Source organism: Clostridium sp. LIBA-8841 (genome assembly GCF_057782475.1).
Map to the genome: position 1 here is coordinate 638525 of NZ_CM173488.1, position 24329 is coordinate 662853.

The window sequence follows — 24329 nt, forward strand, 5'->3', positions numbered from 1 at the left end:
TATTTAAATGGGGCTGTATCAAAATTTTTATTCAGTTATTTTGATACAGTCTCATTTTTTATGATATTTCATAGTTAAGATAGTTAACTTTCATTTGTAATTCTACCTATACTTCCTTCTAAAATCTTTGATATGTTTTTTACCAATTTTTCAGGTGATTCCTTCATTCCAGATTCTATCCATTGAAGTAAAAGTGCTGTGAAACTTAGACTATAGAAATTACAAAGGAATTTCTCATTATAGTCAGAGAGATTGAATAATTCCTTATTATTTTCTATAACATTTATAATAATTTTATTTATAGAATTACAGATAAAAGTTTCTATATATTTTCTGTTTGAAAAACGGATAAGTGAATAGCTGATTTCTTTATTTTCATAAAAATAATCCAAAAGATCATAAAAACAAAGTTGCCAATGTTGGAAGTCTAAGGATTCATGAATTTTTTCATCAATTTCTGTTTTACAAATCCATTCTAATAAATCATAAATATCCTTAAAGTGTCTATAAAAGGTTCTTCTATTAAGTCCACAATCTTCTGATATTTCTTTAACTGTGATTTTTTCAATGAGCTTTTCTCTCATAAGTTTTTTTAGTGAGTTAGCAAAAAGTTCTTTTGTCATTTTTGATATTATTTCACTTCTCATAATACACCACCATATAATCATTTTTTGCACAAATTTAAATATATGTGACAGCATGTCTCAGAATGAAAAACTTGATTATTTTCATCATATTCTTCTAGGAATATAATGTCAATATAAAGAAGAATAAGAATTAGAGAGGATGATGAGTTTATGGAAAATTATCTAAGAATAAAAACTGATGTTCCAGAAGGTATAGATAAACGTAAGGCTTACTTAGTAGGTGGCGGTATTGCTTCTTTAGCTGCTGCATTTTATTTAATACGTGATGGTCATATGCCAGGAAAGAATATAACTATTTTTGAAAAGCTAGATATTGACGGTGGATCACTTGACGCTGCAGGAGATCCAGAACATGGATATGTTTGTCGTGGTGGAAGAGAATTAGAATCACATTATGAATGTACATGGGATCTTTTTGGAGAAATACCTTCATTAGAAAAAGAAGGATATTCTATTTTAGATGAATTTAAAGAACTTAATGATAAGGATCCTAATAGTTCAAATTGTAGATTACTTAGAAATTGTGGTGAGAAAATTAATCTTGATGACTTAGGACTTACTCATGAACACGTTAAAAAAATTACAAAGTTATTCCTTGCGACTGAGGATGCACTTGATGATGTTACTATAGAGCAGTTTTTTGACCCAAGTTTCTTTGAAACAAACTTTTGGCGTTTATGGTACTCAATGTTTGCTTTCAATCCATGGCATAGTGTATTAGAAATGAAGAGATATATGGAACGTTTCATACATGCTTTCCCTGGATTTGCAAAGATGGATTGTTTAGTGTTTACAAAATATAATCAATATGAATCATTCGTATTACCACTTACTAAATATTTAAAAGAAAAAGGGGTAAATTTTGAATATAAAACTGATGTTAAAGATTTAGATATAGAAGTTATAGGAAAACAAAAAACTGTTACAGGAATTCATTTAGTAAGAGATGGACAAACTAAAGAACATATAGATGTACTTCCTAGAGATTTAGTAATGGTTACTAATGGTTCTATGACAGAATGTACTGGATATGGGGATTTAGACACTGTACCACAATTAATAAGAGAACCTGGTTCTATTTGGACATTATGGGAAAACATTGCTAAAAATTCTCCTGATTTTGGACATCCAAAAGTATTCTGTGGAGATATAGATAAATCAAAATGGGAATCTTTCACTATTACTTGTAAAAAATCTAAACTTACAGATAAAATACATGAATTAAGTGGAAGAGATCCATTTGCAAAAAATAAAACTGTTACTGGTGGAGTTATTACTGCCACTGATTCTAATTGGTTAATGAGTGTAACTTGTAATAGACAACCACAATTTAAAGAACAACCAGATGATATAGTTGTATTATGGGCATATGGTTTAAGACTAGATAAAGAAGGTAATTACATTAAAAAGAAAATGGAAGATTGTACAGGAAGAGAACTTCTAGAAGAACTTCTTTATCACTTAGGACTTGAAAAAGATATTCCTGAAATATTAAAAACAGTTAAGGTTATTCCAACAATGATGCCTTATATAACTGCTCAATTTATGCCAAGAGCTAAGGGGGATCGTCCTGAAGTTGTCCCTGAAGGTTGTGTTAACTTAGCATTCTTAGGACAATTTGTAGAAATACCAGGTGATGTTATATTTACAGTTGAATATTCCGTACGTTCAGCTATGATGGCAACTTATAAATTATTAAACATCAATAAGAAACCACCTATAGTATATCCTTCACAATTTGATATTCGTGCTATTATAAATGCAATGAAAACATTAAATAGTGGAAAATCATTTCCAGGTGAAGAATTTGCTAAGAAATTACTTAAAGGCACAAACTACGAAGGATTAATTTAAGTTTGAAATAAGTATAATTACTAAGTTTATATTATAAATGTGTGTAATTTACAATAAAAAGATAAACTATTTAAAAAATAGCACCAGCATGGAAAAAATCATGTTGGTGCTATTTTTTAGTGTTTATTTTTATTTATACCAGATTTTAAATTTTAATTTTTGGCTATGTTTTAGGTGAGTGTTGATTTTTAGCTAACTCTTCAGACCTAACTTAATATCGCAAAGTATTGCTATCATCTACTTCAGAATAATAGCTAAAGCTTTTAAACTCGCTCCGCTCAAACAGAAAAAGCTTCTTAATGCTATTGTTCTTACGTAGATAATGCAATACTAGATGTTCATTAAGACGGTCTTACAGTTCTATCTAAAAACCAATACTAGTTTAAAACAGAGCTAAAATTTAAAGAGTAACAAATAAATTAAGTTTTGAAAAGCTAGATGAAAATAAAAATTTACTTAAAACAAGAAGAAAATAAATTAGCAATTTGGAATTTTAGTCTATAATAATAAATATAAAATATTTAAAGAGTATGATTTAATAGAGTGGTTTTACTATAAAGAATTAATGGAAAGGAAGGCTATTATGATTAATTTAAATGAAGAGCAGCAAAAGGTTGTAAATGAACAAGATAGTAATATTATTTTGCTTGCTTCTGCTGGTACAGGAAAGACTAATACTTTAGCAGAAAGAGTAGCATCTATAATTAAAAATGGAAATTCAAAGCCTTCAGAAATTTTATGCATTACCTTTACTAATAAGGCGTGTAAAGAGATGAATGATAGAGTAATTAAAATTGTAGGGGGAGAAGCTAAGGATATAACAATAAGGACCTTTCATAGCTTTTGCTTTGATATAGTTAAAACTTATGCAAAGAGAAATACTGATATATTTTCAGATTTTATAATATTTGATGAAGATGATTGTAAGGAAGTTATAAGTAAATTAAGTTATTATTATGCAACAAGTAACTTAATGGCTACTACTATGCAAATACAAAAAGTTATTGATTTTATAAAGATTGAAAAGGCTAGAAGAGAAACTTTAGAGGATAGAGTTTTAAATGAATATAAAACTGTAATTGATGAAATTTTTAAGTTTAGCGAAGAGAAAATAAATCAAGTTTGTAGTGACAGAGGAAATTTAAATTTAAAGCTTAAAACATATATTAAGTTTCATGGACATGAATTAGTTACACTATATGATTCTAAGCTTAGGGAGGATCATGCTTTAGACTTTAATGATTTAATAATACTTACTAAGGAATTATTTAAGGATGAAAAAGTGGTTCAAGCTCTTAAGAACAGATTTAAATATATAAATATAGATGAAGTACAAGATACAAGTATTATAGAGTATTCAATAATTGAAAAACTTTTTGAGGGAAATAATGTTCTTATATGCGGAGATTTCTTTCAAACCATATATAGCTGGCGTGGATCGGATCCAGAAATGATTTTTAATAAATTTAAAGAAAAATATAAGCCCATAGAAGTTGTATTTTCTAAAAATTATAGAGCAACTCAAAACTTAAGCCAAGCTTCTTTGGAGTTTTTAAATAATGCTTTTTCAAAGAAAGTATCTAGTATGTATAAGGATGGAATTTCAGCAGAATCCCAAAATACTGGTGAGAAAATAATATTAAAGGAAACAAGAGGATTAAGAGAAGAGGCTAGATTCATTTTTGATTCTGTAAATAATTTATGCAGAAAAGGAGAAGATTTAAAAAAAGTTTGTGTACTTACAAGAGATAATAACTACAATATAGGACTTAGTGAAGAGCTTTATCAAATTGGTGGTTATGAGGGAGCTGATTTTGAGTTTATACTTGTAGATCAATTTAAGTTTTTTAGAAGACAAGAGGTTAAAGACATATTAGCCTTTTTAAAGTTAATAGCTAATAGATATGATTCTCTAAGCTTAAAAAGAATAGTAAATAGATTACCTACTGGTATTGGTATGAGAACTTTAGAAGCTATAGATTCTTTACAATACAAAAAGGTAGGGATAAGATTATCAGACTATATAGATCCTCTTGTACTAGAATATGGAGAAAAATTTTCCTTACTAATAAATGAGTTTGAAAAAGAAAATATAATAGTTTTTGATGTAGAAAGTACAGGTGTTGATGTTACAGAGGATGAAATAATTCAGATAGCAGCTATAAAATTAAATAAAAACGGAGAGGTAATAGAAAAGTTTGAAAAATTCCTAAAAAATAAGAAACCAGTTAAGGATTCTTTTTATGTTCATGGTTTTTCAGATGAAATGCTTCAAAAAATTGGTGAGGATAAAGAAAAAGTTTTAAAAGAGTTTGTGGAGTATTCTAAGGATGCTGTAATAGTAGGTCATAATGTTCAGTATGATATAAATATATTATCTAGCGAGTTGGAGAGAAATGGCTTAGGAAAACCTAAGTTTAAAACTTTTTATGATACCTTAGATATATATAGGCGATTTTATCCTGGAAATATAAATTATAAGTTAGAGAATTTAAGTAAGGTATATGATACCAAACATAAACCAAGCCATGATGCTATGGATGATATCATTGCTACTGGAGAACTTTTGGTTAGGGCAATTAATGAGAAGATAATTCCAACTTCAATGGAAAGAATGGCCTTTATGTCAAAGCATTTAAAAGCATTCACGGTTATTAGTAAGAAATTAAATGAGCTTTTTCAATTATCAGAGAGTAAAAGACCATATGAATTGGTTGCTTGTGTAATGAATGGTTTTAATATTAAAAGCATGTATTCTGGAGATGAAAATAAGGAAAAGTTAAATAGGCTTAGAGATTTGTATGCTTTATTTAGAGACTTAGATGATAAAAGTAAAGGAAATAGAGATGCCTTATTAGATATTATACGAATAACAGGGCTTTCTAATGGAGAGTTAGAATCATTAATAATAAATAGGACAAAGAAGCCTAGAATACCAATAATAACAGTACATCAAGCAAAAGGATTAGAATTTGATACTGTATTTTTAGCTGGTATTCAAGAAAATACATTTCCTTCATATATGTCTATAAAAAGTGGAAACCTAGCTGAAGAAAAAAGAGTGTTTTATGTAGCTATAACTCGTGCTAAGAAAAGGTTAGTAATAACATATAATTCTCAAGGAAAATATGGCCGCAGAAATGAAATAAGTCAATTTATAAATTATATTCATAATGATTTTTTTAAGATTATATAAGCTTCATTTCAATAATTAAAATAGGCTATATTTTAAACTAGTGTTGATTTTCAGATAGAACTGTAAGTTAGGTCTGAGGGAATATCTGAAAATAAACACTTAAATAAAACATAGCTTTAAAATAAAATATTATTAAGATAGGAATAACCCAATTGAGAGTTAAAACTTCAATTGGGTTATTTTCCATGTATTTAGAACAAATATTTTATTCGCTTAATTTATTTTTTAAATATGATTTTTAGAATTTCAGAATGAGTAGAAAAAGTTTTTTTAAAAATTTTTTATTGATTTTATCATTATATATAGATTGAGAGTTAGAATTTTTTTGGTTTTTAGTAAATTCTTTAATTAAGCAGGAGCTTCAGTTTGATTGGTTTCTTCAGAGTTCTCAATAGTTTCTGATTGTGAAGTAATAGCGGAATCTTCATTTTTAGAATTAGGTTCTTCGTTTAAATTTTCATCTGAAACAATGCTTGGAGGAAGTTCATCAGAGTTTAGAACGTTGTTAGTTTCTTCCTCTAAGGATGGAGAAATATTTTCTGGAATTTCATGAGTTATATCTTCATGAATATCTTCTTCATCTTTAGTAATATTTTCATATTCTAATAAATCATCCTTAGGTAAGGTTTCTAAAATAATTTCAGATGAATCAAAGTTTTTATCTGTATATATTATAGAATTCATAGAAATTGGTTCTGATTCAGAAGTATCTTTTGGTATTTGAGTTTGTTGATTCATAAGAGATATAACTTCTAAACATATATCTTTTTCTATTGAGGTATAAGTATTTTGAAATTTTTCTAAGTTATTTAAAATTAAATTTGCTTTTTCAACTATTTTATTAGGTTCAGCCACAGTTAAATTTTCTCTTAGTATAGATTCTAAATAGTAATATTGATGTTCTAAATATTTCAGTTCATTTGAGCAGTCTATACACAGTCCATTATTTAGTTTTAAAAATATACCTCTTTTTTTACAGGCAGTACATTCTTTAATCAGTGACATAAAAATACTCTCCAACAAAATTAATCATAATATTATAATATTGGCCTTAGTGATAATGTGTTAATAAATTTTTTGAGAGTCAGAAAATATCTATAGGAACTTTAATAATAATATGTACTAATTTTCAAATATTTAGATAAATACTAAGGTTGATATACTTCCTATAAATCTGTATAATAATTCTGAAACTAAACAATGGAGTGGATTAAAAATGAGAATGAGAAGAAAGCCTTGGGCTAGACCAGAATTAGAAGCATGTGACTTCTTTGTAGCTAACCCAAAAGATAACAAAGGAAATTGGAATAATACTTTTAAAAATACAGAAAACCCAATATATTTAGAATTAGGATGTGGTAAAGGAACATTCATGGCAGTTCATGGTTCAGAGCATCCAGAAATAAATTACATAGCAATAGATATAAAGGATGAAGTTCTTGTTTTAGCTAAAAGAAACATAGAAAAAGCTTATGAAGAAAAAAATCAACCTTTAGATAATGTTAAATTAATGCCTCAAGAAATAGCATTAATAGACACTATATTAGACAATAATGATAAAATAGAAAGAATTTATATAAACTTTTGTAATCCATGGCCTAAAGACAGACACAAGAAGAGAAGATTAACTCATACAAGACAGTTAACAAACTATAGAAACTTCTTAGTTGATGGTGGTGAAATACACTTTAAAACTGACGATGATAATCTTTTTGAAGAGTCTTTAGAGTATTTCAAAGAATGTAATTTTGAAATAACTTACATAACTTGCGATTTACATAATAGTGATTATAAGTATAATGTAGTAACAGAACATGAGGAAATGTTCTCAAAACAAGGAATAAAAATAAAATTCTTAATAGCTAAGAAATTATAGTATTTTAGTTATAGGAGGCTGTGTCAAAACTTAATAATAAAACTTACAAATATATTCCGAGAACTACTAGATTTCGCTAAGAATTTATAGTCATTACTCCGAAGAGATTGCTAAAGCTTCAAAACTAGCTTCGCGTCGAACATTTCAGCTTTTTAACGCAATATCTTCTACGTAATAACTTAAATTCTAAAGCTTATCTAGATATTCTCTTCATACTATTTGTAAGTTTTATTAAAAAGTTGTTTTGATACAGGTCCCTTTATTTAATTAATGATTAGACTCTTTTTTCTACTCTAAATGGCCTATTTAATGGAATTGATAATAAGTATATTACCAATTCATCATACTCTTCTTTAGTAATTTCAAAAGGAGTCCACCAACCACTTCTAGGCCAACCACCATCTAATAATATTTTATTTAATACTTTTAATTTAGGAATAACCTTGTCAAAGGGTAACCCCATAAGAATTCCATTATCTAATATTAAATCAGCAACAGTTCCTTTTTTATCTACAAACTCGCCTTTGGATCCATATGCTTCAGGTTCTAAGCTATATTCAATAATTCTCATAAATAAAAATCTCCTTTAAAGTAAATCCCTTATTATATAGCTGAGCTTTTAAGTTATTCTACTAGAAGTAGTTAGAGTTTAGTAGTAGTGGTAGATGAATTTAATAGATTCTTAAAAATATGATTACTTATAATATTTTAGTTTTTGTCTAGTTTCTAGATTTAGGTGATAAATTTTAGAAACATAAAGAACTTTAAAAAAGTATATTTATTACAGTGATGAAATGGTATACAATGTATCTGAAGTTGATTGGAGGCTTTATATATTTTTGATATTCTTAAGTCAACTTTGAGTTAAGTTGTAAAGTAAAGCATTTAAATAAAAGTTACTGTTTTAAATAAGTATTGATTTAGAACATGGCTAAATAATAAATATTTGAACTTGGGGGTAAGGGAAATGAGTTTATCAACTAATGAATTAAAAGAAATTGTGAGAAAAATTGGTAAAGATTTATCAACTAAAATAGACGATAAGGAATTGCAAGGATTATTTTATAATTGTTTCATAAATACAATGGATACAACTGTAGAGGTTTCAGAAGGAGATGCTTTTGTAATCACTGGAGATATTCCTGCAATGTGGCTTAGAGATTCTACATCTCAAGTAGAGCATTACTTACCATTTGTTAATGAGTATCCAGAGCTTAAAGCTATTTTTACTGGATTAATAAATAGACAAGTAAAATGCATATTCATAGATCCATATGCAAATGCATTTAATAAAGAGGCTAATGGACAAAAGTGGGATAATGATATAACTAAGGACAGTCCATGGGTTTGGGAAAGAAAATATGAAATAGATTCACTTTGTTATCCAGTTAGATTAATACATAAATACTGGAAAGAATCAGGAGATGAGACTTTCTTCAATGAAGATATCAAGAAAGCTTTCAATATGATAATAGATCTTTGGAGAGTTGAGCAATATCATAGAGAAAAATCAGATTATAGTTTCCAAAGATTAAATTGTTCAGTAACTGATACATTAAGTCATGAAGGTTTAGGAACTCCAGTAGAGTATACAGGAATGACATGGTCAGGATTTAGACCAAGTGATGATGCTTGTGAATATGGTTATTTAATTCCAGCTAATATGTTCGCTGTAGTTGCCTTAAGATATATTTCAGAAATTGCAGAGAAAGTTTACAAGGATGAAGAGCTTAAAGAAAAAGCTGATAGCTTAAGAGAAGAAATAGACAATGCTATAGAAAAGCATGGAAAAGTTTATAAAGAAGGTTTCGGAGATGTTTATGCATATGAAACTGATGGTATGGGTAACTATAACTTCATGGATGATGCTAACGTACCAAGTCTTTTATCAATTCCTTATCTAGAGTACAAAGGAATTGAAGATGAAGTTTATCAAAACACTAGAAAATTCATCTTAAGTAAAAACAATAGATTCTTCTTCGAAGGAAAAGCTGCTAAAGGAATTGGAAGTCCACATACTCCAGATCAATATATCTGGCATATAGCTTTATCAATGCAAGGATTAACAACAAATAATCAAGAAGAAATAGATGCATTAATCAAACTATTAAAAGAGACTCATGCTGGTACTGGATACATGCATGAAGGATTCCATGTAGATGATCCAGCTCAATTTACAAGAGACTGGTTTGCATGGTCAAACTCATTATTCTCACATTTCATATATGAGAAAGTTATAAATAGAAAATAATAACTATGTTTTAAACTTGTGCTGATTTTTAGATAGAACTGTAAGATCATCTTAATGGGTAATACTTTGCGAAATTAAGCTAGATCTGAAGGATAGCTAAAAAGCAACACTCATATAAAACAGAGACAAAATAATAAATTTGTTCACCTGAACTTATTTAGTGATTATTTTAAAGTATTATATTCTTTGAATATTAATCTCCGTTGTTGTTTAAAATATAAAATTTATAATTTTTAATAATAATCATCTAAATTAAGTAATTTATATATTCATATATTTCAAAGGAAGTATCAATTGATACTTCCTTTTTTATGGATAAAAATTCATATGTATAACAAAAAATGAAATTTTATTTTATAAAAATGAAAAAAAGATATGATAAAAAGTTTTATATTTATTTAATAAGAGAGTTTGTTGAGAATAAACATTGGATAAAAAGGTAAAAATAGACTGAGGTGAATTTATGAGAAAGTTGAGTCTAGTTTTATTAAATATATTTTTAGTATTTAATTTAATATCTTGTGGATCACAAGGAAGTGATATTGTCATAAATTTTGTTGATAATGAAATCGAGGTTGAAGAAAACGAAAAAAGAGATATAACAATACAGTCTAAAGATAAATTCAAACAGTTTAGAAATAATAAAACTAAAATAAATAAAGAAGATTTGAAAAGTTATTTTGAAAATGATTTAACATTAAAAAAATTTGAGGCTCCTAAGAAAACAATAGAAGAATATGAAAATTGGTTTATAAATATGGCTAGAGATAGAGGTGAAAGTGCTAAGGAAATTTCAGATGCTTTTAGATCAGTAGATATTTTAATAGGAGAGGATATAGTTAAGTTTCCTGTAATATTAGATACTGTTATTTTTAATGATAGAGAAGCATATGCTATAGCTTATTTGTGTGAAGAAAGTGAAAATTTAGATATGGAAGCACAAGAGGCTATGGAATTAAGAAGGTTTGATGATGTTTTAATAATAGGAGTTTATAAAGACTCTGCAGATATATTTTATAAAGATAAGTACAAGTATAAATTTTAATTACACAAAATACGTTTTTAAAGGAGTAATCTTTAAAGAAAATTGGTTTCATTATTTACCATAATAATATTTTCTTATTATGAGAAAAATAAAATGAAACTTAATTGAAAAGGAGGATTACTTATGTCAAAGGATAGTCAACCAGATAACAAGGTCGCTAGAATGGAGAAGTGTAATTTTCAAACTCCAATAACAAGCGAAGAGGGCAAAAATCATAATAGAACAGCTAAAAAACATTCAGTAAAGAGAGAAGGATTCCAAAGTCCACATATAAATTAGAATATTATGAACAATAAGTTATAATTTAAAATTTTAGAGATTATAATAAACTTTAAAAAGTTCTAAATTTGGTGAAAAATAGGTTGTTTTCAAGGGTATTTTATTAATATAAAGGGATTAGAATCAAAAAATGTTTATTTTTTGAAAAAACACTTGAAATTTATTTAACGATATGTTAATATAATGTTAACAGGTTAAAGCATAAACCTAATTTCCCTATATTTCATATATATATGCATTTGTCCTATAAGTATCCCTTAGCTTATAGGACTTTTTGTTATATGTTGAAAATTAATGGAGGCGTTATTATGGTAAATAAAAAGTTTGGCATATTAACAAAAATAGTTTTATTATTTTTACTATTAGTACCTATAACTTTTAGAGTTTATAATCTTTATTATGTTGATTCAAACTGGGATATAAATTCTAAAGTTGTTAAAAGAGGAAAGGTATATAGGGATTATATTAAAGAAAAGAATTTAGTTGGAGTTCCCCAAATTTATTATAAATATAATTCTTTAACTCCTGAAGAAATGATGACTTTAGATGTCTTAGCAAATACTAAGGGATATAATGTTGAGGAAGTTATTCCTGATGTTCAGAAATATGTATTATCAGAGCAGGATGAAAGCAAAGGAGCAAAACTCACAGAAAGTCAAAAAGAAGAAGTAAATAATTATATAGATGAAATAAAATATAGTGTAAATCAATCTTTAGAAAAAAATTCAAGATATATATATACTATGAAAATAATATTGTCAGTATTTACAGGTTTAATGATAGTTTTAAGTATTTATGGGATTTGCATGATGATTATTTTTATAAATGAGAAATAGGCCTTTTATTTTAAAAGGCCTATTCTTTCTCTTGGGTATATAGTAAAAAAGGCTTTTCCATCTAAATCTTTTTTGGGAACATAAGGATTTTCCCATTTCCTCGCATCTTCTGAACGTGCCCTGTTATCTCCAAAAAACAAATAATGTCCTTGAGGAACATTAAAAGTTTTATTCAATATTTCATTATTTTTTACGTATGGTTCATCAATTAAAATATCATTTACGTACACAATACCATCTTTTATCTCAACTTTTTCCCCAGGAAGACCAATAACTCTTTTTATAAGTAGTTCTTTAGAAGATTCATGACTAAATACAAATATATCACCTCTATTTACACTAGTAAAAATTTTACTAACAAGCACTTCATCCTCTTCCATTATTGTTGGTTTCATTGATCCAGTAGGAATATATGCTTTAAAAAATAGATAATTATTTATAAAGTAGGAAACTCCAAAAACAACTATGAAAAAAATTATTACATCCTTTATCCTTAAGTATGATTTCTTTTTAAAAGTAGATACATTTCTTTCAGATAATGAACTCATAAAATATTATGTTGCCTTAAATATTATATTGAATTTTATCAAATTTATCTAAAAACTTATTAGTTTTAATTTTAAAAGTAATATATAATTTATAGTTTTTAGATAAAAGAATATGAATTGCAACAAGGCACCTCCTGTCTTAAAATAATAATACCATAAAAATCAATAAATTTGAATAAATGTAATAAAATGTATTTGGATTAAAAGTTTTAAATAAAAAAATATTTACATATATAAAATATAAGAACAAAAAAATAAGAGGTTAATATGAATGAGGTTTCGGATTGGTTGAAGATCACTTCGATTTTAGGTATTGCAGCAACTACTTATTTAATATATGAAAATAATAGTATAGCAATAAAAGAATATGAGTTATTTACTAGAAAAACTCCCTTGGCTTTTAGGGGATTTAAAATATTACATTTAAATAATTTATATGGCAAAAGTTTCGGAATTGATAATTATAGACTTATAGAGAAAATACAACTTTTAAAACCAGATATTATAGTTACTACAGGGAATATGCTTACAGCTAGACTAGATAAAGATTTTGTTTTTTTAGAGCTTTGTAAAAAATTAAGAAGTTTTTATCCAATTTATTATGCAATAGAAAGCCCACTTACTTTAGAGAATGAAAAGAATAATAAATATAAAATTTATTTAGAAAAATTAAAAGAAGCTGGAATAATACTTTTAAACAATAATAAAGTTTCTTTAATAAAAAAGGAAGATAAATTAAATATTTATGGGATTCTTATAGGGGAAGATGAAATAAAAAAATACTCTTTCAAAGAAAAGAATAATGATATTACTTTTTCAAGGGAAGAGATAGAAAATAAATTGGGGGAGCCTAATAGAAGTGAGTTCAATATTGTCTTAACAAATGATGTTATAAATTTTGAAGCTTATGTAAAGTGGGGTAGCGATATAACTTTTTCAGGATATAGCAGAATAATAAATAGATATATTTTTAATAATCTTATGGAAAGAAAAAAGGGGATTTTTATAGAGAGAGATTCTTCTATGATTTTAAGTAGAGGACTTGGAAATAAATTTTTTAGGATAAGAATTAAAAACAGACCGGAAATAACCTTAGTTACTATAAGGTAATATTGCATAGATTTAAACAATGTTAATGCTATGTAAAATTTTGTTCAAATATCATAGATATTGCTACATACCACCACAAAAGGTGATAGAATTTAAGCAATATAAAATGAGACTTAATTCAGTAGAGCTTTGAGAACTCTGAATTTTAGCCGAATTTATCTAAATAATATGACTTTTAATTTTTCTAATTAAAGTTAAGAGTTACTAGATCATAAGACAAAATGTGAAAAGCTTTTAAATCAGAATATTAAGGAGTGTAATATGTATGCTATATCATAAGGTAGTAAATAATAAATATCTCCACAATGATAAAGAATGGATTCTGATGCTTCATGGAATAGGTGGGAATTTAAATATATTTAAAAAGCAAGTAGATGTACTTTCAGAAAATTATAATTTGCTTTTAATAGACCTTCATGGCCATGGAAATTCACAAAATCATACTTTAGAAAATATGAAAAAAACTAAAGGTGAAATATGCTTTAAATACATTTGTGAGGATATCATAGAGGTAATAAATAGTTTGAATATAGAAAAAGTAAATGTATTAGGTATATCTCTTGGTACTATAGTTGCAATGCAGTTTGAAAAATATTTTCCAGAGAGAATTTCTTCAATGATATTAGGTGGAGGAATCGTGGGAATGAATTTAAAATCTAAACTTTGTTTAAATTTAGCTATTTGTGCCAAGAATATTATTCCAAGAGAAATTTTTTATAAAATTGTAGCTTATATGTCAATGCCATGTAAAAATCATAAGCTTTCAAGAAGTATATTCTTAAAAGCTTCTGAAAAATTAGATAAAAATGAATGTTTTAGATGGGTTGAACTTATGAGGAAACACTTGGAAAATTATAAATATAGTAAAAGTCATATTAAGAAGATTTTTATTATGGGAGATCAAGATCATGTTTTCTTGCCAACTATTAAAAGGTTTGTACCAAAAGAAGATATTGTTATTTTTAAAAATTGTGGTCATATATGTAATATTGATTCTTTTGAAAATTTTAATAATCTTGCATTAAACTTTTTAGTAAACAACCATGGATATATGTTAACTACAAAAGAAAGAAGAAAATATGTATGCAAATATAACTTTACATAAAATATTTTTGTAAAAAGCTAAGAGATAAATATTTTAAGAGACAAAAGTTAATTAAAATAATAGGAGGGTATATTTAAGGGGAGAGTTTAATATGAGACTAAAAAGTATTTGTTGTATGGCGATGACTACTATATTATTTACATCAGTATTAACTGGTTGTGGAACAAGCAGTGCTAAGGAAAAAGCAGAAGATGAACTTTATATTGTAACAGAGGATAAGTCTACAAAATCTTTAAGAAATTCTAAGCCAGGAATGTTTGGTATAACAGAAGATGGAGAAATACTTATGGAAAAAGGATATGAAGGAAAAATTGGGTATATAGATAAAAATGGGAAAAAATCTATAGATTTTAAATTTGAGAAAGGTAGTGAGTTTACTTACGGAATGGCTGGTGTTAAAGATGGTGATAAATATAAAATCATAAATCAAAGAGGGAAAACACTAGTAGAGAAAGAGGACGGAGTCTTATCGCCTTTAAGTGATAAGCTTATAAGGTATGAAAAGTTAGCTAATGAAATTTTAACTAATGAAAATACCACAGAAGCCATAGAGTCTTTAGCTGAGTCTGGTAAAACATTAAAATCAACTGGAATAATAAATATTGATGGTGAAGTTGTGGTTGAACCAGGAAGATATGATGTTATTTCTTCAGATATTGGAGATGGATATATATTAGTTCAGAAAAATAAATTGTATGGGCTTTTAGACCCTGATGGAAATGAAATAGTACCTTGTGAGTACACTTCTATAGGAACCATGAATGAAGGATTTATTCCGGTGTCAAAAGGAAATCTTTGTGGAGCTTTAAATGAAAAGGGAGAAGTTATAGTTCCAATAGAATATTTTTACGTTGGGCCAATGAATGAAGGGGTAGCACCTGCAAGGCTAGATGAAACAGGAATAGGCTTTTTAGACAAAGAAGGAGCTTGGGCTATAATGCCAGACTTTGATGGAGTAACGGAAATGAATAAGGGCTTTGCATTTGCTAGAAAAGACGGAAAGCATATAATAATTGATAAAGAGGGAAATGAAATAGAAAGTGAAATAAACTTTGAAAATAACATATCTATAAATGGATTTAGTGACAGTGGACTTGCTGTTGTTGATATTTTAGATGGAGAATCAAAATATATGTCTGTTATAAATACTAAGGGAGAAGAAATTAAGAATCTTGAGAAGAAGGATTATGCTTCTTTAGAAGTTTCTCCTAGTGGATTAATAGTTTCTGTTAACCAAGAGGGAAAAAAAGGGTTACTTAAAGAGGACGGCAGTGTAATTTTAGAAGAGGAATATAGTGATATAAGGGTTATATCAAAAGATGTTATCTTAGTAGATAAGGATGGAACTTATTCATACTTGGATTCTACAGGAAAAATATTATATTAATTTTTATTTTAAAAATAAATAATAAGAGAAGTTAAATTTTGTTATTAGAGAAGGTTTTTATTAAGTCTTACTATATTAAATAGTGCTTAATAAGAACCTTTAATTTTTATAAAATTATTTGAAGAGTAATCATTAAACTTAAAAAAGATATTAATTTCTAGATAAAGTTTATAATTTCAAGTATTTGAAAAAAATACAATGAGATTAAGTAGCATAATATGATAAATATTCATAAAGTGAGTATTCATGGTTTTTAATGAAGAATAAGTTACTGGAAATCATGTTAAAAAAGCTCTATAATTTAATGTAAATGATTATGGCAACTCATATTATAATTAGTAAGTTAAAATTATTATTTAAAAAATTATAAGATTTTAAACTAAACACTTAAAAGAGATGCCTTAATTAAATTTTACATAGTAAAAACTCATTTTTTCTGTGAGTAATCATACATATAAGTAAAATAAGATTTGTTATATTTCTTAATATAAGATTTTATAGGAGGGATAGGAAATGGAGAATAAAGAAAATAGTAAAAAGTCTTTTATGGCAAAGAATAAACTAGAAAAAATTTACAGTACCTCCCTGCCTAGTGGGTATAGATTCACTGAATTTAGACCTGGTGATGAGAATAACTGGGCATATATTCAATATTCAGCAGGTGCATTTAAAGATTATCAGTTAGCTGTAAGAGCTGTTTTTAAGGAAGTTGATAAATTTAGAAGGGAATTTTCAAAAAGATGTACATTTCTTGAAAATGAAAATGGTGAGAGAATAGGAACCGTTATGGTTTTGCCTAGTGCCACAGAAGAGATAGGAGTTCAAGAGATTAAATATTTAGCTATTGTTCCAAAATATCAGGGACAAGGCTTTGGTAAGGTGCTTATATCAAAGGCATATAAAATAGTTAATGATATAGAGGGCGCTACTAGAATTAATTTAGAGGCAGATAATGATAAGTCTGTAGGCTTTTTTGAAAATTTAGGCTTTGAAAAACTTGGTTAATTAAAAACCCATTCCAAAGAAATCTTCAGAGATTTAGATTGGAATGGGTTCTTTTATTTTTTAAAGAAAATTTGATTAATTATTTTAGCTATTTCTCTTACAGTTTCAACATTAGATTCTATATTTTCTTTAGCAACGATTAATTCTGCTGTAGTTTCAGTTGCAACATCTGATATATCCTTAACGTTTTGACATGTATCATTAAGATTGCTAGCTATAGTAGGTAGATCTTGAATAGTTTTATTTAGGTTGTCCTTATTTTGATCTAAGAGGCTATTTATATTTGATATTAACTTTAATACTTTATTTAAAGTTAATATTAAATAAACTATAGCCACACAACCTAATACAGCTAACAATAAATAAATTACATTTAAATCTATATACATAGGCTACTATTTATCTTCTTTAACTTCTTCAGTTTCAGTAGCAGCAATTTCATCTGCAACTTCAACAGGTTCGTCTAAATTTTCTTCTACAGCTTCCTTAGTGTTTGTACCTTTTTTGCTATTAAGGTATTCTCTTATTTTGCTTTTAGCTTCACAAACATTTTCTTTTCCTTTTGTAACTTGTGTATTTAAGTTTTCTCTTAATTCAGAAGTTTTATCATTTAATTTTTGAGCTGCTTTCTTTGAACCCTCTTTTATATCATTTCTAGTTTCTTTTCCTGATTTAGGAGCTAATAATACACCACCTAATACCCCTGCTAATGTTCCAATAGCTGCACCAGTTACTGCAAATTTAGCTTTTTTGTTTCTTTCTACTCTTGCTTTAGCTTTTCTTTTTTCTTCGATTAATCTTGATAAACTCATAATTAGTACCTCCCAATAAATTTTTCGTTTCGTTTAATTAAATTATACTATACAGTATAAAAAAATCAATAATAATTATTACTTAATATATTTATCTTATAGAAACATATTTTGAAGTTTGTTCTAAGAAAATGTAATATACTATCAATAAGCTTTATATACATTTATATTAAATAAAAATTATATAATATTTTGATCTATATATTAAATTTTATTTAATTATAAGCTTGTAAATAAAAATCTATAAATAATTTTTTATTTATAGATTTCTATTTGAATTTGTTAGTTATGATTATTAGAATTCTATTCATTATTTCCTCTTTCTATATATTTTAGCTTTTAATGTTGTTTTGGTGTATTTTATTGAATTTAGAATTATATCTTTGCCAGTGTTACACAAGAGAATAGTTGTTCCAAGAATGAATTTAAAGAGATTCAAATTTTCTTTCACAATAAACCACCTTACTCATATTATTTATTATAAAAAAGGGAATAGGGGGAATGATTAAGTCCTTATAAACTTGAAAGCTACAGCTTGTAAAATTATTAATAAGCAAATATATATTTTAGAGAAAGTTAACTAAACTTCTAAAATAGTGAAAACTTAAGATAAATTAAGTCTTATTTTATTATATGTAGGAAAGATCATATAAGTTAAATATGAGAGTATTATATTTCAAGTATATGTAATAAATAATATAAGTGACTTAAATTATTTATTTAGTATAATTTAGGCTAAATTGTGCATATTATATAATTGAATAAAACGTACCAGTATGGTATTATGGTCTAAAATTGAATATCTTATTGTTACTGTTTTAACAATAAGTTTTGAAATGGTAAATAAGATAAATAAATCAAAATTCATTTTTTTAGAGGAGGAGTTAAAGGATGGACCCGAGTCCCAGTATTTTACCAAAAATTATTCTAATATTATTTCTTATCTTAATTAATGCATTCTTTGCAGCTGCAGAGATGGCTATGGTATCTGTAAATAAATCTAAGATAAAGATGCTTGCAGAGAAAGGTAATAAAAAAGCACTTTTATTAAGAAAGGTTTTAAAATCACCTGGCAACTTTTTATCTACTATTCAAATAGGAATAACATTTGCAGGATTTTTTGCCAGTGCATCAGCAGCGACTAGCATTTCAGAAACTCTAGCGCAATTCATGTACAAGCTAAATATTCCATATAGCAACGAGATATCAGTTATACTTATAACTGTACTTTTGTCCTATATAACTTTAGTATTTGGAGAATTACTTCCAAAGAGAATTGCATTACAGAAGCCAGAAGAAATTGCTTTAATGGCTATAAGACCAATCAATTTTATTTCTAAAATATCAACACCATTTGTAAAGATTCTTTCAGCATCAACAAACTTTTTTATAATGATTTTAGGTTTAAATAAAGCTGAAAGCCAAGAAAGTGTATCTAAAGATGAAATAAAATCTATGATAAGTATAGGACAAGAAAATGGTGTAATTGATAAAACCGAAAAAGATATGTTAGATAATATATTTGAATTTGATCACAAAGTTGTTAAAGAAGTTATGACTCCAAGAGGAGAAGTCTTTGCTATAAAATCATCAACTCCAAATGAAACAATTGCTAAGAAACTTATAAGTGAGCAATTTTCAAGAGTTCCTGTTTATAGTGAAACTAGAGATAATATAGTAGGAATACTTTATCTAAAAGACTTTTTTGAAGCTGTTGTAAAAGTTGGGGTTGATAACATTAAATTAGATCAATTAATACGACCAGCTTACTTTGTTCTTGAAAATAAAGCTATAGATGATTTATTTAAAGAACTTCAAGATAGTAAGCAACATATGGCTGTAATAATAGATGAATATGGTGGTTTTTCTGGAATTGTTACTATAGAAGACTTAATTGAGGAAGTTATGGGTGATATATTAGATGAATATGACGACTCAGAGAACTTCATAGATAAAATAGATAATAATACCTATGTAGTTGATGGTTTATTAACATTAGACAAATTAAATGATTTTTTAAACCTAAATCTTGAAAGTCAAAATATAGAGACTATTGGTGGTTTTGTTGTTAACTTAATAGGAAATATTCCGCAAAGTGAAAATCAAATGGTTGAATATAACAATCTTTCTTTCCAAGTTTGTAAAACAAATAAGAAGAGAATAGAAAAGCTTAAGATATGTTTAAACAATTCAGATAGTTTTAACTCAGATGTTATATTAAATAACTAAAAAGGAAAGTGAATTAAAGTTCATTTGAAATAGATAAAGTGTTTTACACTTAATGATTAAAGAGCTTATAAATTATGATAAATAATTTATAGGCTCTTTGTTTTTATAAGTTAGAAAAAAATTTTAAATAGAAGTTTTATGTTAAATACTATTTTAATAAGAAAAATAATAATGTTAAAAGTTTTTTTAAGAAAAGTTTACCAATAATATGTACTAAGTGAAAATTTTTATCCGTTAATAATAAAAATCATTGACTAAAATAACGATAATCATTATCATCTAATTAGTAATCGATTTATTTAAAATGAGACTTAATTCAGAAAAGTTTTGCGAACTTTGAATTTTAGTCGAATTTATTTGGAGCATAGCAATTCTTGGTGACAGCTCAAATAAGTTGGAATCTTAGAATTGATAACTGACAGGAAAAATAGAGGCTTAATTTAGAGTAAATTTGTAAACTCTAAATTTTAAACTAAAGGATAAATTAAGGGGGAAAAATAAAATGTTAAGAAGAAAAAAATTAGTTGCGTTAACAGTAACAGCTATAATGGCTATGGGGATTTTAGCAGGATGTTCATCTAAAAAAGCAGAAGCTCAAGATACATCTAATGCATCAGGAGAAAAGGTGGTTAATGTTTACTCAGCAAGACATTATGATGTAGATAAAAAACTATTTAATGACTTTGAGGCTGAAACAGGAATAAAGGTAAATTTAGTTGATGGTAAAAGTGATGAATTAATAGAAAGAATGGCTAGAGAAGGAGAAAACTCACCTGCAGATGTATTTTTAACAGTGGGGGCTGAAAATATATCTTTACTTAAAGGAAAAAATTTAATTCAAGAGATATCATCAGAAAAAATAGAGAACAATATACCACAAGAATATAGAGGAAAAGACTGGGTTGGATTAACTTCAAGAGCGAGAGTGATTGTTTATAATAAAGATAAAGTAAATCCAGAATCAATAAAGACTTATGAGGATTTAACAAAGCCAGAATTTAAGGATAAAGTTTTAGTTAGAAGTTCAAGTTCATCATACAATGTAGCTTTACTTTCATCATTTATTCAATTAAACGGAGAAGAAAAAGCAAAGGAATGGGCTCAAGGAATGGTTAATAACTTTGCAAGAGTTCCAGAAGGAAATGATAGAGATCAAGCTAAAGCTATAATGGCTGGAATTGGTGATGTAGGTGTTATGAATTCATATTACATAGCTAAAATGATAACATCATCAGATCAAGAGGAAGCAAAGGCTGGAAAAGAAGTAGGTGTTTTATTCCCAGAAAACACACATATGAATTTAAGTTTTGGGGCTATAACTAAGAATTCTAAAAATAAAGATAATGCAGTAGCATTATTAGAATACTTAACTGAAGAAAAGGCTCAAAAAGCATATGCTGAGGAAAATGGAGAATTTGCATTAAATAAAAAAGTAGAAAAAACTGATCTTCAAAAATCTTGGGGAGATTTCACTGTTCAAGATGTTAATTTTGAAACATTAGGAGATTTTAAAGAAGAAGCAGTCCTAACTTTCGACCAAGTTGGGTGGAAATAATGAAAAAGCTTAGATTTAATGGCTGGGCAATTTTAAGTACAATCATCAGTTTGATGATTGTACTTCCTAATATAGACATAATTATTCATTTATTTCAAAAGCCTAATAAAACATGGTATCACATAAAAGAATATTTACTAAAAGATTATGTAACCACGTCTATTATAGTTGTGGTATTTACAGTAATATTAACTGTGATAATAGGGGTAACTCTTGCGTGGCTTGTATCAGCATATGATTTCCCATTTAGAAAATTCTTTAGATGGGCTTTAATACTTCCATTAGCTATACCACCATATATTGGAGCATATACTTATGCTGGAATGGTTAGCTATACTGGAGTTATACAAAGATTTTTTAGAAATACTCTAGGTATGGAAGTAAATCAAAAGTATTTTGATATTATGTCAATTGAAGGAGCAATATTCATATTTACTTTATTTTTATTTCCATATGTTTATATGGTTACTAGAGCATTTCTAGAGAAACAATCCGCTGGATTAATAGAAAGTGCAAGACTTTTAGGAAGCAATTCTATCGAAATATTCTTTAGAGTTATTATGCCTATAAGTAGGGGAGCAATAGTAGCAGGTGCTACTTTAGTAGCCTTAGAAGTTTTAAGTGATTATGGAGTTGTTTCTTATTTAGGGGTTCAAACATTCAGCTCAGCTATATTTAAAAGTTGGATTTCTCTAGGAGATGTTGATTCGGCTATAAGGTTAGCTGGAATGCTTATGGTTGTTGTATTCATTATACTTTCAGGAGAAAAGGCTTTAAGAGGAAGAAAAAAATATAGTTTTACTAATACAAAAGTTAGACCTATAAAAAGAAAGAAGCTAAAGGGACTAGGAGGAGTTTTAGCAACTACTTATGTGATTATAATATTTGCCTTAGGATTTATGATCCCTGTAATGCAAATGATAGCATGGGCATTTATGAGTTATAAAAATATTTATTATAATCAATTTTTAAGCATGATAATGAACTCAGTAATGCTTGCAGTAGGATGTAGTTTATTAATAGTAATCATGGCTTTAATAGTTGCTAATTATGTTAGAACTAGAAATGGAATTTTATCTAAGGCTTATGCAAAGGTAACACTTATGGGATATTCAATTCCTGGAGCTGTTGTTGCTATAACTATGATTCTTTTCTTTGTGGATATAGATAGTAGAATAAAAGGATTAGCTTTAAGTACTAGTATAATAATGTTGATTTTTGCATATGTTGTAAGATTTTTAGCAATAGGATATCAAAATATAGAAGGTGGTTTTGAGAAAATAGGAAATAAGTTTACTGAGGCATCTAGAACTTTAGGGTATGGAGTTACTAAAACATTCTTTAAAGTTGATATACACCTATTAAAACCAGCGATTTTGGGGGCTTTTGCCTTAACTTTCGTTGATATAATAAAAGAATTGCCTTTAGTTTTAACTTTAAGACCTTTTAATTTCTATACATTATCAACAAAGGTATTTGAATATGCAAATGATGAAATGATACCAGAATCAGCTATACCTTCTTTAATAATAGTTTTTGTTAGTTTTATTGCCATATATGTTTTATATAAGGTTGCTGATAAGGAGGAAGCTTAATGTTTGTAGAAATTAAGAATTTACATTTTAAATATAGAAATTCTAAAAAAGATACTATAGAGAATTTTAATATGGAAATAGAAAAGGGAGAAATACTTGCTATTTTAGGTGAAAGTGGTAGTGGAAAAAGTACTATGCTAAGAATTATAGCTGGTTTAGAAGAGGCTTATAGAGGAACTATTAAAATTGGTGATAAGATAGTTTTTTCTAGTGGTAAATTTATTGAGCCAGAAAACAGAGGCATAGGAATGGTATTTCAAGACTATGCTTTATTCCCTCATATGACTGTAAAAAAGAATATACAGTATGGATTAAAAGGAAAAAGTAGAGATGAGAAAGAAAATATTGCCACAGAAATGCTTACCCTTGTAAACCTAATTGAGCATAAAGATAAGTATCCTTATGAGTTAAGTGGGGGACAACAACAAAGAGTAGCCATAGCTAGAGCAATAGCACCAAAACCTTCAGTATTGTTATTAGATGAACCTTTTTCAAATTTAGATGCAGATCTTCAAGAAAAAATAAGAAGTGAGATAAAGGAAATATTGAGAAAGGCAGGTATAACATCTATATTTGTCACTCATGATAGAGAGGATGCTAAAGCTTTAGCAGATAAATTTATAGAGCTTAAAGACGGAAAAATAATAAAGAGTGGCTCTGCTTTAGGTGAATGTTGATTTTTAGTTAGCTCTTTAGACCTAGTTAAAAATTACACCAGTTTAAAATAAAGTCTAAATGATAAGCCTATAGGAGAGTTAAAATTATAGGTTTATTAAATAATAACTTTATAGAGTGGATTAGATAATTTATATTCTTTAATCAATCTTACAAGACTAATGTATTTAAAAGGGTTAAGAGAGATTAAGAAATAGGATGTATCAAAACTTAAAATAATAAATCTCATAAATAGTATTAGGAAAATATCTTAATGCATTATAGGTTTTATTTTAAGTTATTTGATACATTCTTTTTTATTTTTTACTAAAACCAATTAGTCAG

The 24329-nt window shown here is 27.1% G+C and carries 21 protein-coding genes; 15 read left to right on the forward strand and 6 right to left on the reverse strand.

The features are described from left to right. Nucleotides 1–83: 83 nt before the first annotated feature. Nucleotides 84–647 carry a TetR/AcrR family transcriptional regulator C-terminal domain-containing protein gene (locus tag AC2A4K_RS02710; protein ID WP_322504509.1) on the reverse strand — a complete coding sequence of 188 codons (564 nt, stop codon included), beginning with the start codon at nucleotides 645–647 and terminating at the stop codon, nucleotides 84–86. A gap of 150 nt (nucleotides 648–797) precedes the next feature. On the opposite strand from AC2A4K_RS02710, the gene AC2A4K_RS02715 reads away from it, so the two are divergent. Next, nucleotides 798–2501, forward strand: coding sequence for an oleate hydratase (locus tag AC2A4K_RS02715; RefSeq protein ID WP_322504508.1), 1704 nt, complete (start codon nucleotides 798–800; stop codon nucleotides 2499–2501). 583 nt (nucleotides 2502–3084) lie between these two features. Next, on the forward strand, nucleotides 3085–5697 hold the full coding sequence (locus tag AC2A4K_RS02720) for a 3'-5' exonuclease (RefSeq protein ID WP_322504507.1): 2613 nt from the start codon (nucleotides 3085–3087) through the stop codon (nucleotides 5695–5697). Nucleotides 5698–6045: 348 nt separating this feature from the next. On the opposite strand, the gene AC2A4K_RS02725 is transcribed toward AC2A4K_RS02720, so the two are convergent. Further along, complete coding sequence (locus AC2A4K_RS02725) at nucleotides 6046–6702, reverse strand: hypothetical protein (protein ID WP_322504506.1); 657 nt, start codon at nucleotides 6700–6702, stop codon at nucleotides 6046–6048. A gap of 211 nt (nucleotides 6703–6913) precedes the next feature. On the opposite strand from AC2A4K_RS02725, the gene trmB reads away from it, so the two are divergent. Beyond that, entirely contained in the window at nucleotides 6914–7573 is a 660-nt protein-coding gene (gene trmB, locus AC2A4K_RS02730; protein ID WP_322504505.1) for a tRNA (guanosine(46)-N7)-methyltransferase TrmB, read from the forward strand. 274 nt (nucleotides 7574–7847) lie between these two features. Here trmB and AC2A4K_RS02735 read toward each other — a convergent pair whose 3' ends face one another. Next, nucleotides 7848–8144 carry a hypothetical protein gene (locus AC2A4K_RS02735; protein WP_322504504.1) on the reverse strand — a complete coding sequence of 99 codons (297 nt, stop codon included), beginning with the start codon at nucleotides 8142–8144 and terminating at the stop codon, nucleotides 7848–7850. Between the two features lie 396 nt (nucleotides 8145–8540). Here AC2A4K_RS02735 and AC2A4K_RS02740 point away from each other — a divergent pair, with 396 nt between their 5' ends. From AC2A4K_RS02740 to AC2A4K_RS02755, 4 genes are all read left to right on the forward strand, one after another. Next, on the forward strand, nucleotides 8541–9824 hold the full coding sequence (locus AC2A4K_RS02740; protein ID WP_322504503.1) for a glycoside hydrolase family 125 protein: 1284 nt from the start codon (nucleotides 8541–8543) through the stop codon (nucleotides 9822–9824). Nucleotides 9825–10287: 463 nt separating this feature from the next. Further along, nucleotides 10288–10869, forward strand: a complete 582-nt coding sequence (locus AC2A4K_RS02745; RefSeq protein WP_322504502.1) for a hypothetical protein — start codon at nucleotides 10288–10290, stop codon at nucleotides 10867–10869. Nucleotides 10870–10992: 123 nt separating this feature from the next. After that, entirely contained in the window at nucleotides 10993–11148 is a 156-nt protein-coding gene (locus AC2A4K_RS02750; protein WP_322504501.1) for a hypothetical protein, read from the forward strand. 308 nt (nucleotides 11149–11456) lie between these two features. Beyond that, a complete protein-coding gene (locus tag AC2A4K_RS02755) occupies nucleotides 11457–11984 on the forward strand; it encodes a hypothetical protein (protein WP_322504500.1) in 528 nt (175 codons plus the stop codon). A 5-nt stretch (nucleotides 11985–11989) separates the two neighbouring features. On the opposite strand, the gene lepB is transcribed toward AC2A4K_RS02755, so the two are convergent. Then, the gene (lepB, locus tag AC2A4K_RS02760) at nucleotides 11990–12532 is read right to left on the reverse strand and encodes a signal peptidase I (protein ID WP_322504499.1); all 543 of its coding nucleotides are present in this window, start codon (nucleotides 12530–12532) and stop codon (nucleotides 11990–11992) included. A 267-nt stretch (nucleotides 12533–12799) separates the two neighbouring features. Between lepB and AC2A4K_RS02765 the strand changes: the two genes are divergently transcribed. The 4 genes from AC2A4K_RS02765 to AC2A4K_RS02780 all read left to right on the forward strand — a co-directional run bounded on the left by AC2A4K_RS02765 (nucleotide 12800) and on the right by AC2A4K_RS02780 (nucleotide 17139). Further along, entirely contained in the window at nucleotides 12800–13642 is an 843-nt protein-coding gene (locus AC2A4K_RS02765) for a metallophosphoesterase (RefSeq protein WP_322504498.1), read from the forward strand. 265 nt (nucleotides 13643–13907) lie between these two features. Next, entirely contained in the window at nucleotides 13908–14747 is an 840-nt protein-coding gene (locus tag AC2A4K_RS02770) for an alpha/beta fold hydrolase (protein WP_322504497.1), read from the forward strand. 91 nt (nucleotides 14748–14838) lie between these two features. Beyond that, entirely contained in the window at nucleotides 14839–16134 is a 1296-nt protein-coding gene (locus AC2A4K_RS02775) for a WG repeat-containing protein (RefSeq protein WP_322504496.1), read from the forward strand. Between the two features lie 513 nt (nucleotides 16135–16647). Then, nucleotides 16648–17139 carry a GNAT family N-acetyltransferase gene (locus tag AC2A4K_RS02780; protein WP_322504495.1) on the forward strand — a complete coding sequence of 164 codons (492 nt, stop codon included), beginning with the start codon at nucleotides 16648–16650 and terminating at the stop codon, nucleotides 17137–17139. 53 nt (nucleotides 17140–17192) lie between these two features. On the opposite strand, the gene AC2A4K_RS02785 is transcribed toward AC2A4K_RS02780, so the two are convergent. Together AC2A4K_RS02785 and AC2A4K_RS02790 are read right to left on the reverse strand one after the other, a co-directional pair. Continuing rightward, nucleotides 17193–17528: a hypothetical protein gene (locus AC2A4K_RS02785; RefSeq protein ID WP_322504494.1), complete on the reverse strand. Its 336-nt coding sequence runs from the start codon at nucleotides 17526–17528 to the stop codon at nucleotides 17193–17195. Nucleotides 17529–17534: 6 nt separating this feature from the next. After that, complete coding sequence (locus AC2A4K_RS02790; protein WP_322504493.1) at nucleotides 17535–17951, reverse strand: YtxH domain-containing protein; 417 nt, start codon at nucleotides 17949–17951, stop codon at nucleotides 17535–17537. A gap of 891 nt (nucleotides 17952–18842) precedes the next feature. Between AC2A4K_RS02790 and AC2A4K_RS02795 the strand changes: the two genes are divergently transcribed. The 4 genes from AC2A4K_RS02795 (at nucleotide 18843) to AC2A4K_RS02810 (ending at nucleotide 24007) form a co-directional block, all read left to right on the forward strand. Continuing rightward, entirely contained in the window at nucleotides 18843–20180 is a 1338-nt protein-coding gene (locus AC2A4K_RS02795; protein ID WP_322504492.1) for a hemolysin family protein, read from the forward strand. A 502-nt stretch (nucleotides 20181–20682) separates the two neighbouring features. Further along, on the forward strand, nucleotides 20683–21735 hold the full coding sequence (locus AC2A4K_RS02800; protein WP_322504491.1) for a Fe(3+) ABC transporter substrate-binding protein: 1053 nt from the start codon (nucleotides 20683–20685) through the stop codon (nucleotides 21733–21735). Continuing rightward, nucleotides 21735–23330 carry an ABC transporter permease gene (locus tag AC2A4K_RS02805; protein ID WP_322504490.1) on the forward strand — a complete coding sequence of 532 codons (1596 nt, stop codon included), beginning with the start codon at nucleotides 21735–21737 and terminating at the stop codon, nucleotides 23328–23330. Before AC2A4K_RS02800 ends, AC2A4K_RS02805 begins: the two co-directional genes overlap by 1 nt. Next, complete coding sequence (locus AC2A4K_RS02810) at nucleotides 23330–24007, forward strand: ABC transporter ATP-binding protein (protein ID WP_322504489.1); 678 nt, start codon at nucleotides 23330–23332, stop codon at nucleotides 24005–24007. The genes AC2A4K_RS02805 and AC2A4K_RS02810 overlap by 1 nt, the downstream gene beginning before the upstream one ends. Nucleotides 24008–24329 lie beyond the last annotated feature (322 nt).

Excerpts from the sequence above, each read along its gene's own strand:
- AC2A4K_RS02710 (WP_322504509.1), bottom strand. The coding sequence starts at position 647 with ATGAGAAGTGAAATAATATCAAAAATGACAAAAGAACTTTTTGCTAAC.
- AC2A4K_RS02715 (WP_322504508.1), top strand. The coding sequence starts at position 798 with ATGGAAAATTATCTAAGAATAAAAACTGATGTTCCAGAAGGTATAGAT.
- AC2A4K_RS02720 (WP_322504507.1), top strand. The coding sequence starts at position 3,085 with ATGATTAATTTAAATGAAGAGCAGCAAAAGGTTGTAAATGAACAAGAT.
- AC2A4K_RS02725 (WP_322504506.1), bottom strand. The coding sequence starts at position 6,702 with ATGTCACTGATTAAAGAATGTACTGCCTGTAAAAAAAGAGGTATATTT.
- trmB (WP_322504505.1), top strand. The coding sequence starts at position 6,914 with ATGAGAATGAGAAGAAAGCCTTGGGCTAGACCAGAATTAGAAGCATGT.
- AC2A4K_RS02735 (WP_322504504.1), bottom strand. The coding sequence starts at position 8,144 with ATGAGAATTATTGAATATAGCTTAGAACCTGAAGCATATGGATCCAAA.
- AC2A4K_RS02740 (WP_322504503.1), top strand. The coding sequence starts at position 8,541 with ATGAGTTTATCAACTAATGAATTAAAAGAAATTGTGAGAAAAATTGGT.
- AC2A4K_RS02745 (WP_322504502.1), top strand. The coding sequence starts at position 10,288 with ATGAGAAAGTTGAGTCTAGTTTTATTAAATATATTTTTAGTATTTAAT.
- AC2A4K_RS02750 (WP_322504501.1), top strand. The coding sequence starts at position 10,993 with ATGTCAAAGGATAGTCAACCAGATAACAAGGTCGCTAGAATGGAGAAG.
- AC2A4K_RS02755 (WP_322504500.1), top strand. The coding sequence starts at position 11,457 with ATGGTAAATAAAAAGTTTGGCATATTAACAAAAATAGTTTTATTATTT.
- lepB (WP_322504499.1), bottom strand. The coding sequence starts at position 12,532 with ATGAGTTCATTATCTGAAAGAAATGTATCTACTTTTAAAAAGAAATCA.
- AC2A4K_RS02765 (WP_322504498.1), top strand. The coding sequence starts at position 12,800 with ATGAATGAGGTTTCGGATTGGTTGAAGATCACTTCGATTTTAGGTATT.
- AC2A4K_RS02770 (WP_322504497.1), top strand. The coding sequence starts at position 13,908 with ATGCTATATCATAAGGTAGTAAATAATAAATATCTCCACAATGATAAA.
- AC2A4K_RS02775 (WP_322504496.1), top strand. The coding sequence starts at position 14,839 with ATGAGACTAAAAAGTATTTGTTGTATGGCGATGACTACTATATTATTT.
- AC2A4K_RS02780 (WP_322504495.1), top strand. The coding sequence starts at position 16,648 with ATGGAGAATAAAGAAAATAGTAAAAAGTCTTTTATGGCAAAGAATAAA.
- AC2A4K_RS02785 (WP_322504494.1), bottom strand. The coding sequence starts at position 17,528 with ATGTATATAGATTTAAATGTAATTTATTTATTGTTAGCTGTATTAGGT.
- AC2A4K_RS02790 (WP_322504493.1), bottom strand. The coding sequence starts at position 17,951 with ATGAGTTTATCAAGATTAATCGAAGAAAAAAGAAAAGCTAAAGCAAGA.
- AC2A4K_RS02795 (WP_322504492.1), top strand. The coding sequence starts at position 18,843 with ATGGACCCGAGTCCCAGTATTTTACCAAAAATTATTCTAATATTATTT.
- AC2A4K_RS02800 (WP_322504491.1), top strand. The coding sequence starts at position 20,683 with ATGTTAAGAAGAAAAAAATTAGTTGCGTTAACAGTAACAGCTATAATG.
- AC2A4K_RS02805 (WP_322504490.1), top strand. The coding sequence starts at position 21,735 with ATGAAAAAGCTTAGATTTAATGGCTGGGCAATTTTAAGTACAATCATC.
- AC2A4K_RS02810 (WP_322504489.1), top strand. The coding sequence starts at position 23,330 with ATGTTTGTAGAAATTAAGAATTTACATTTTAAATATAGAAATTCTAAA.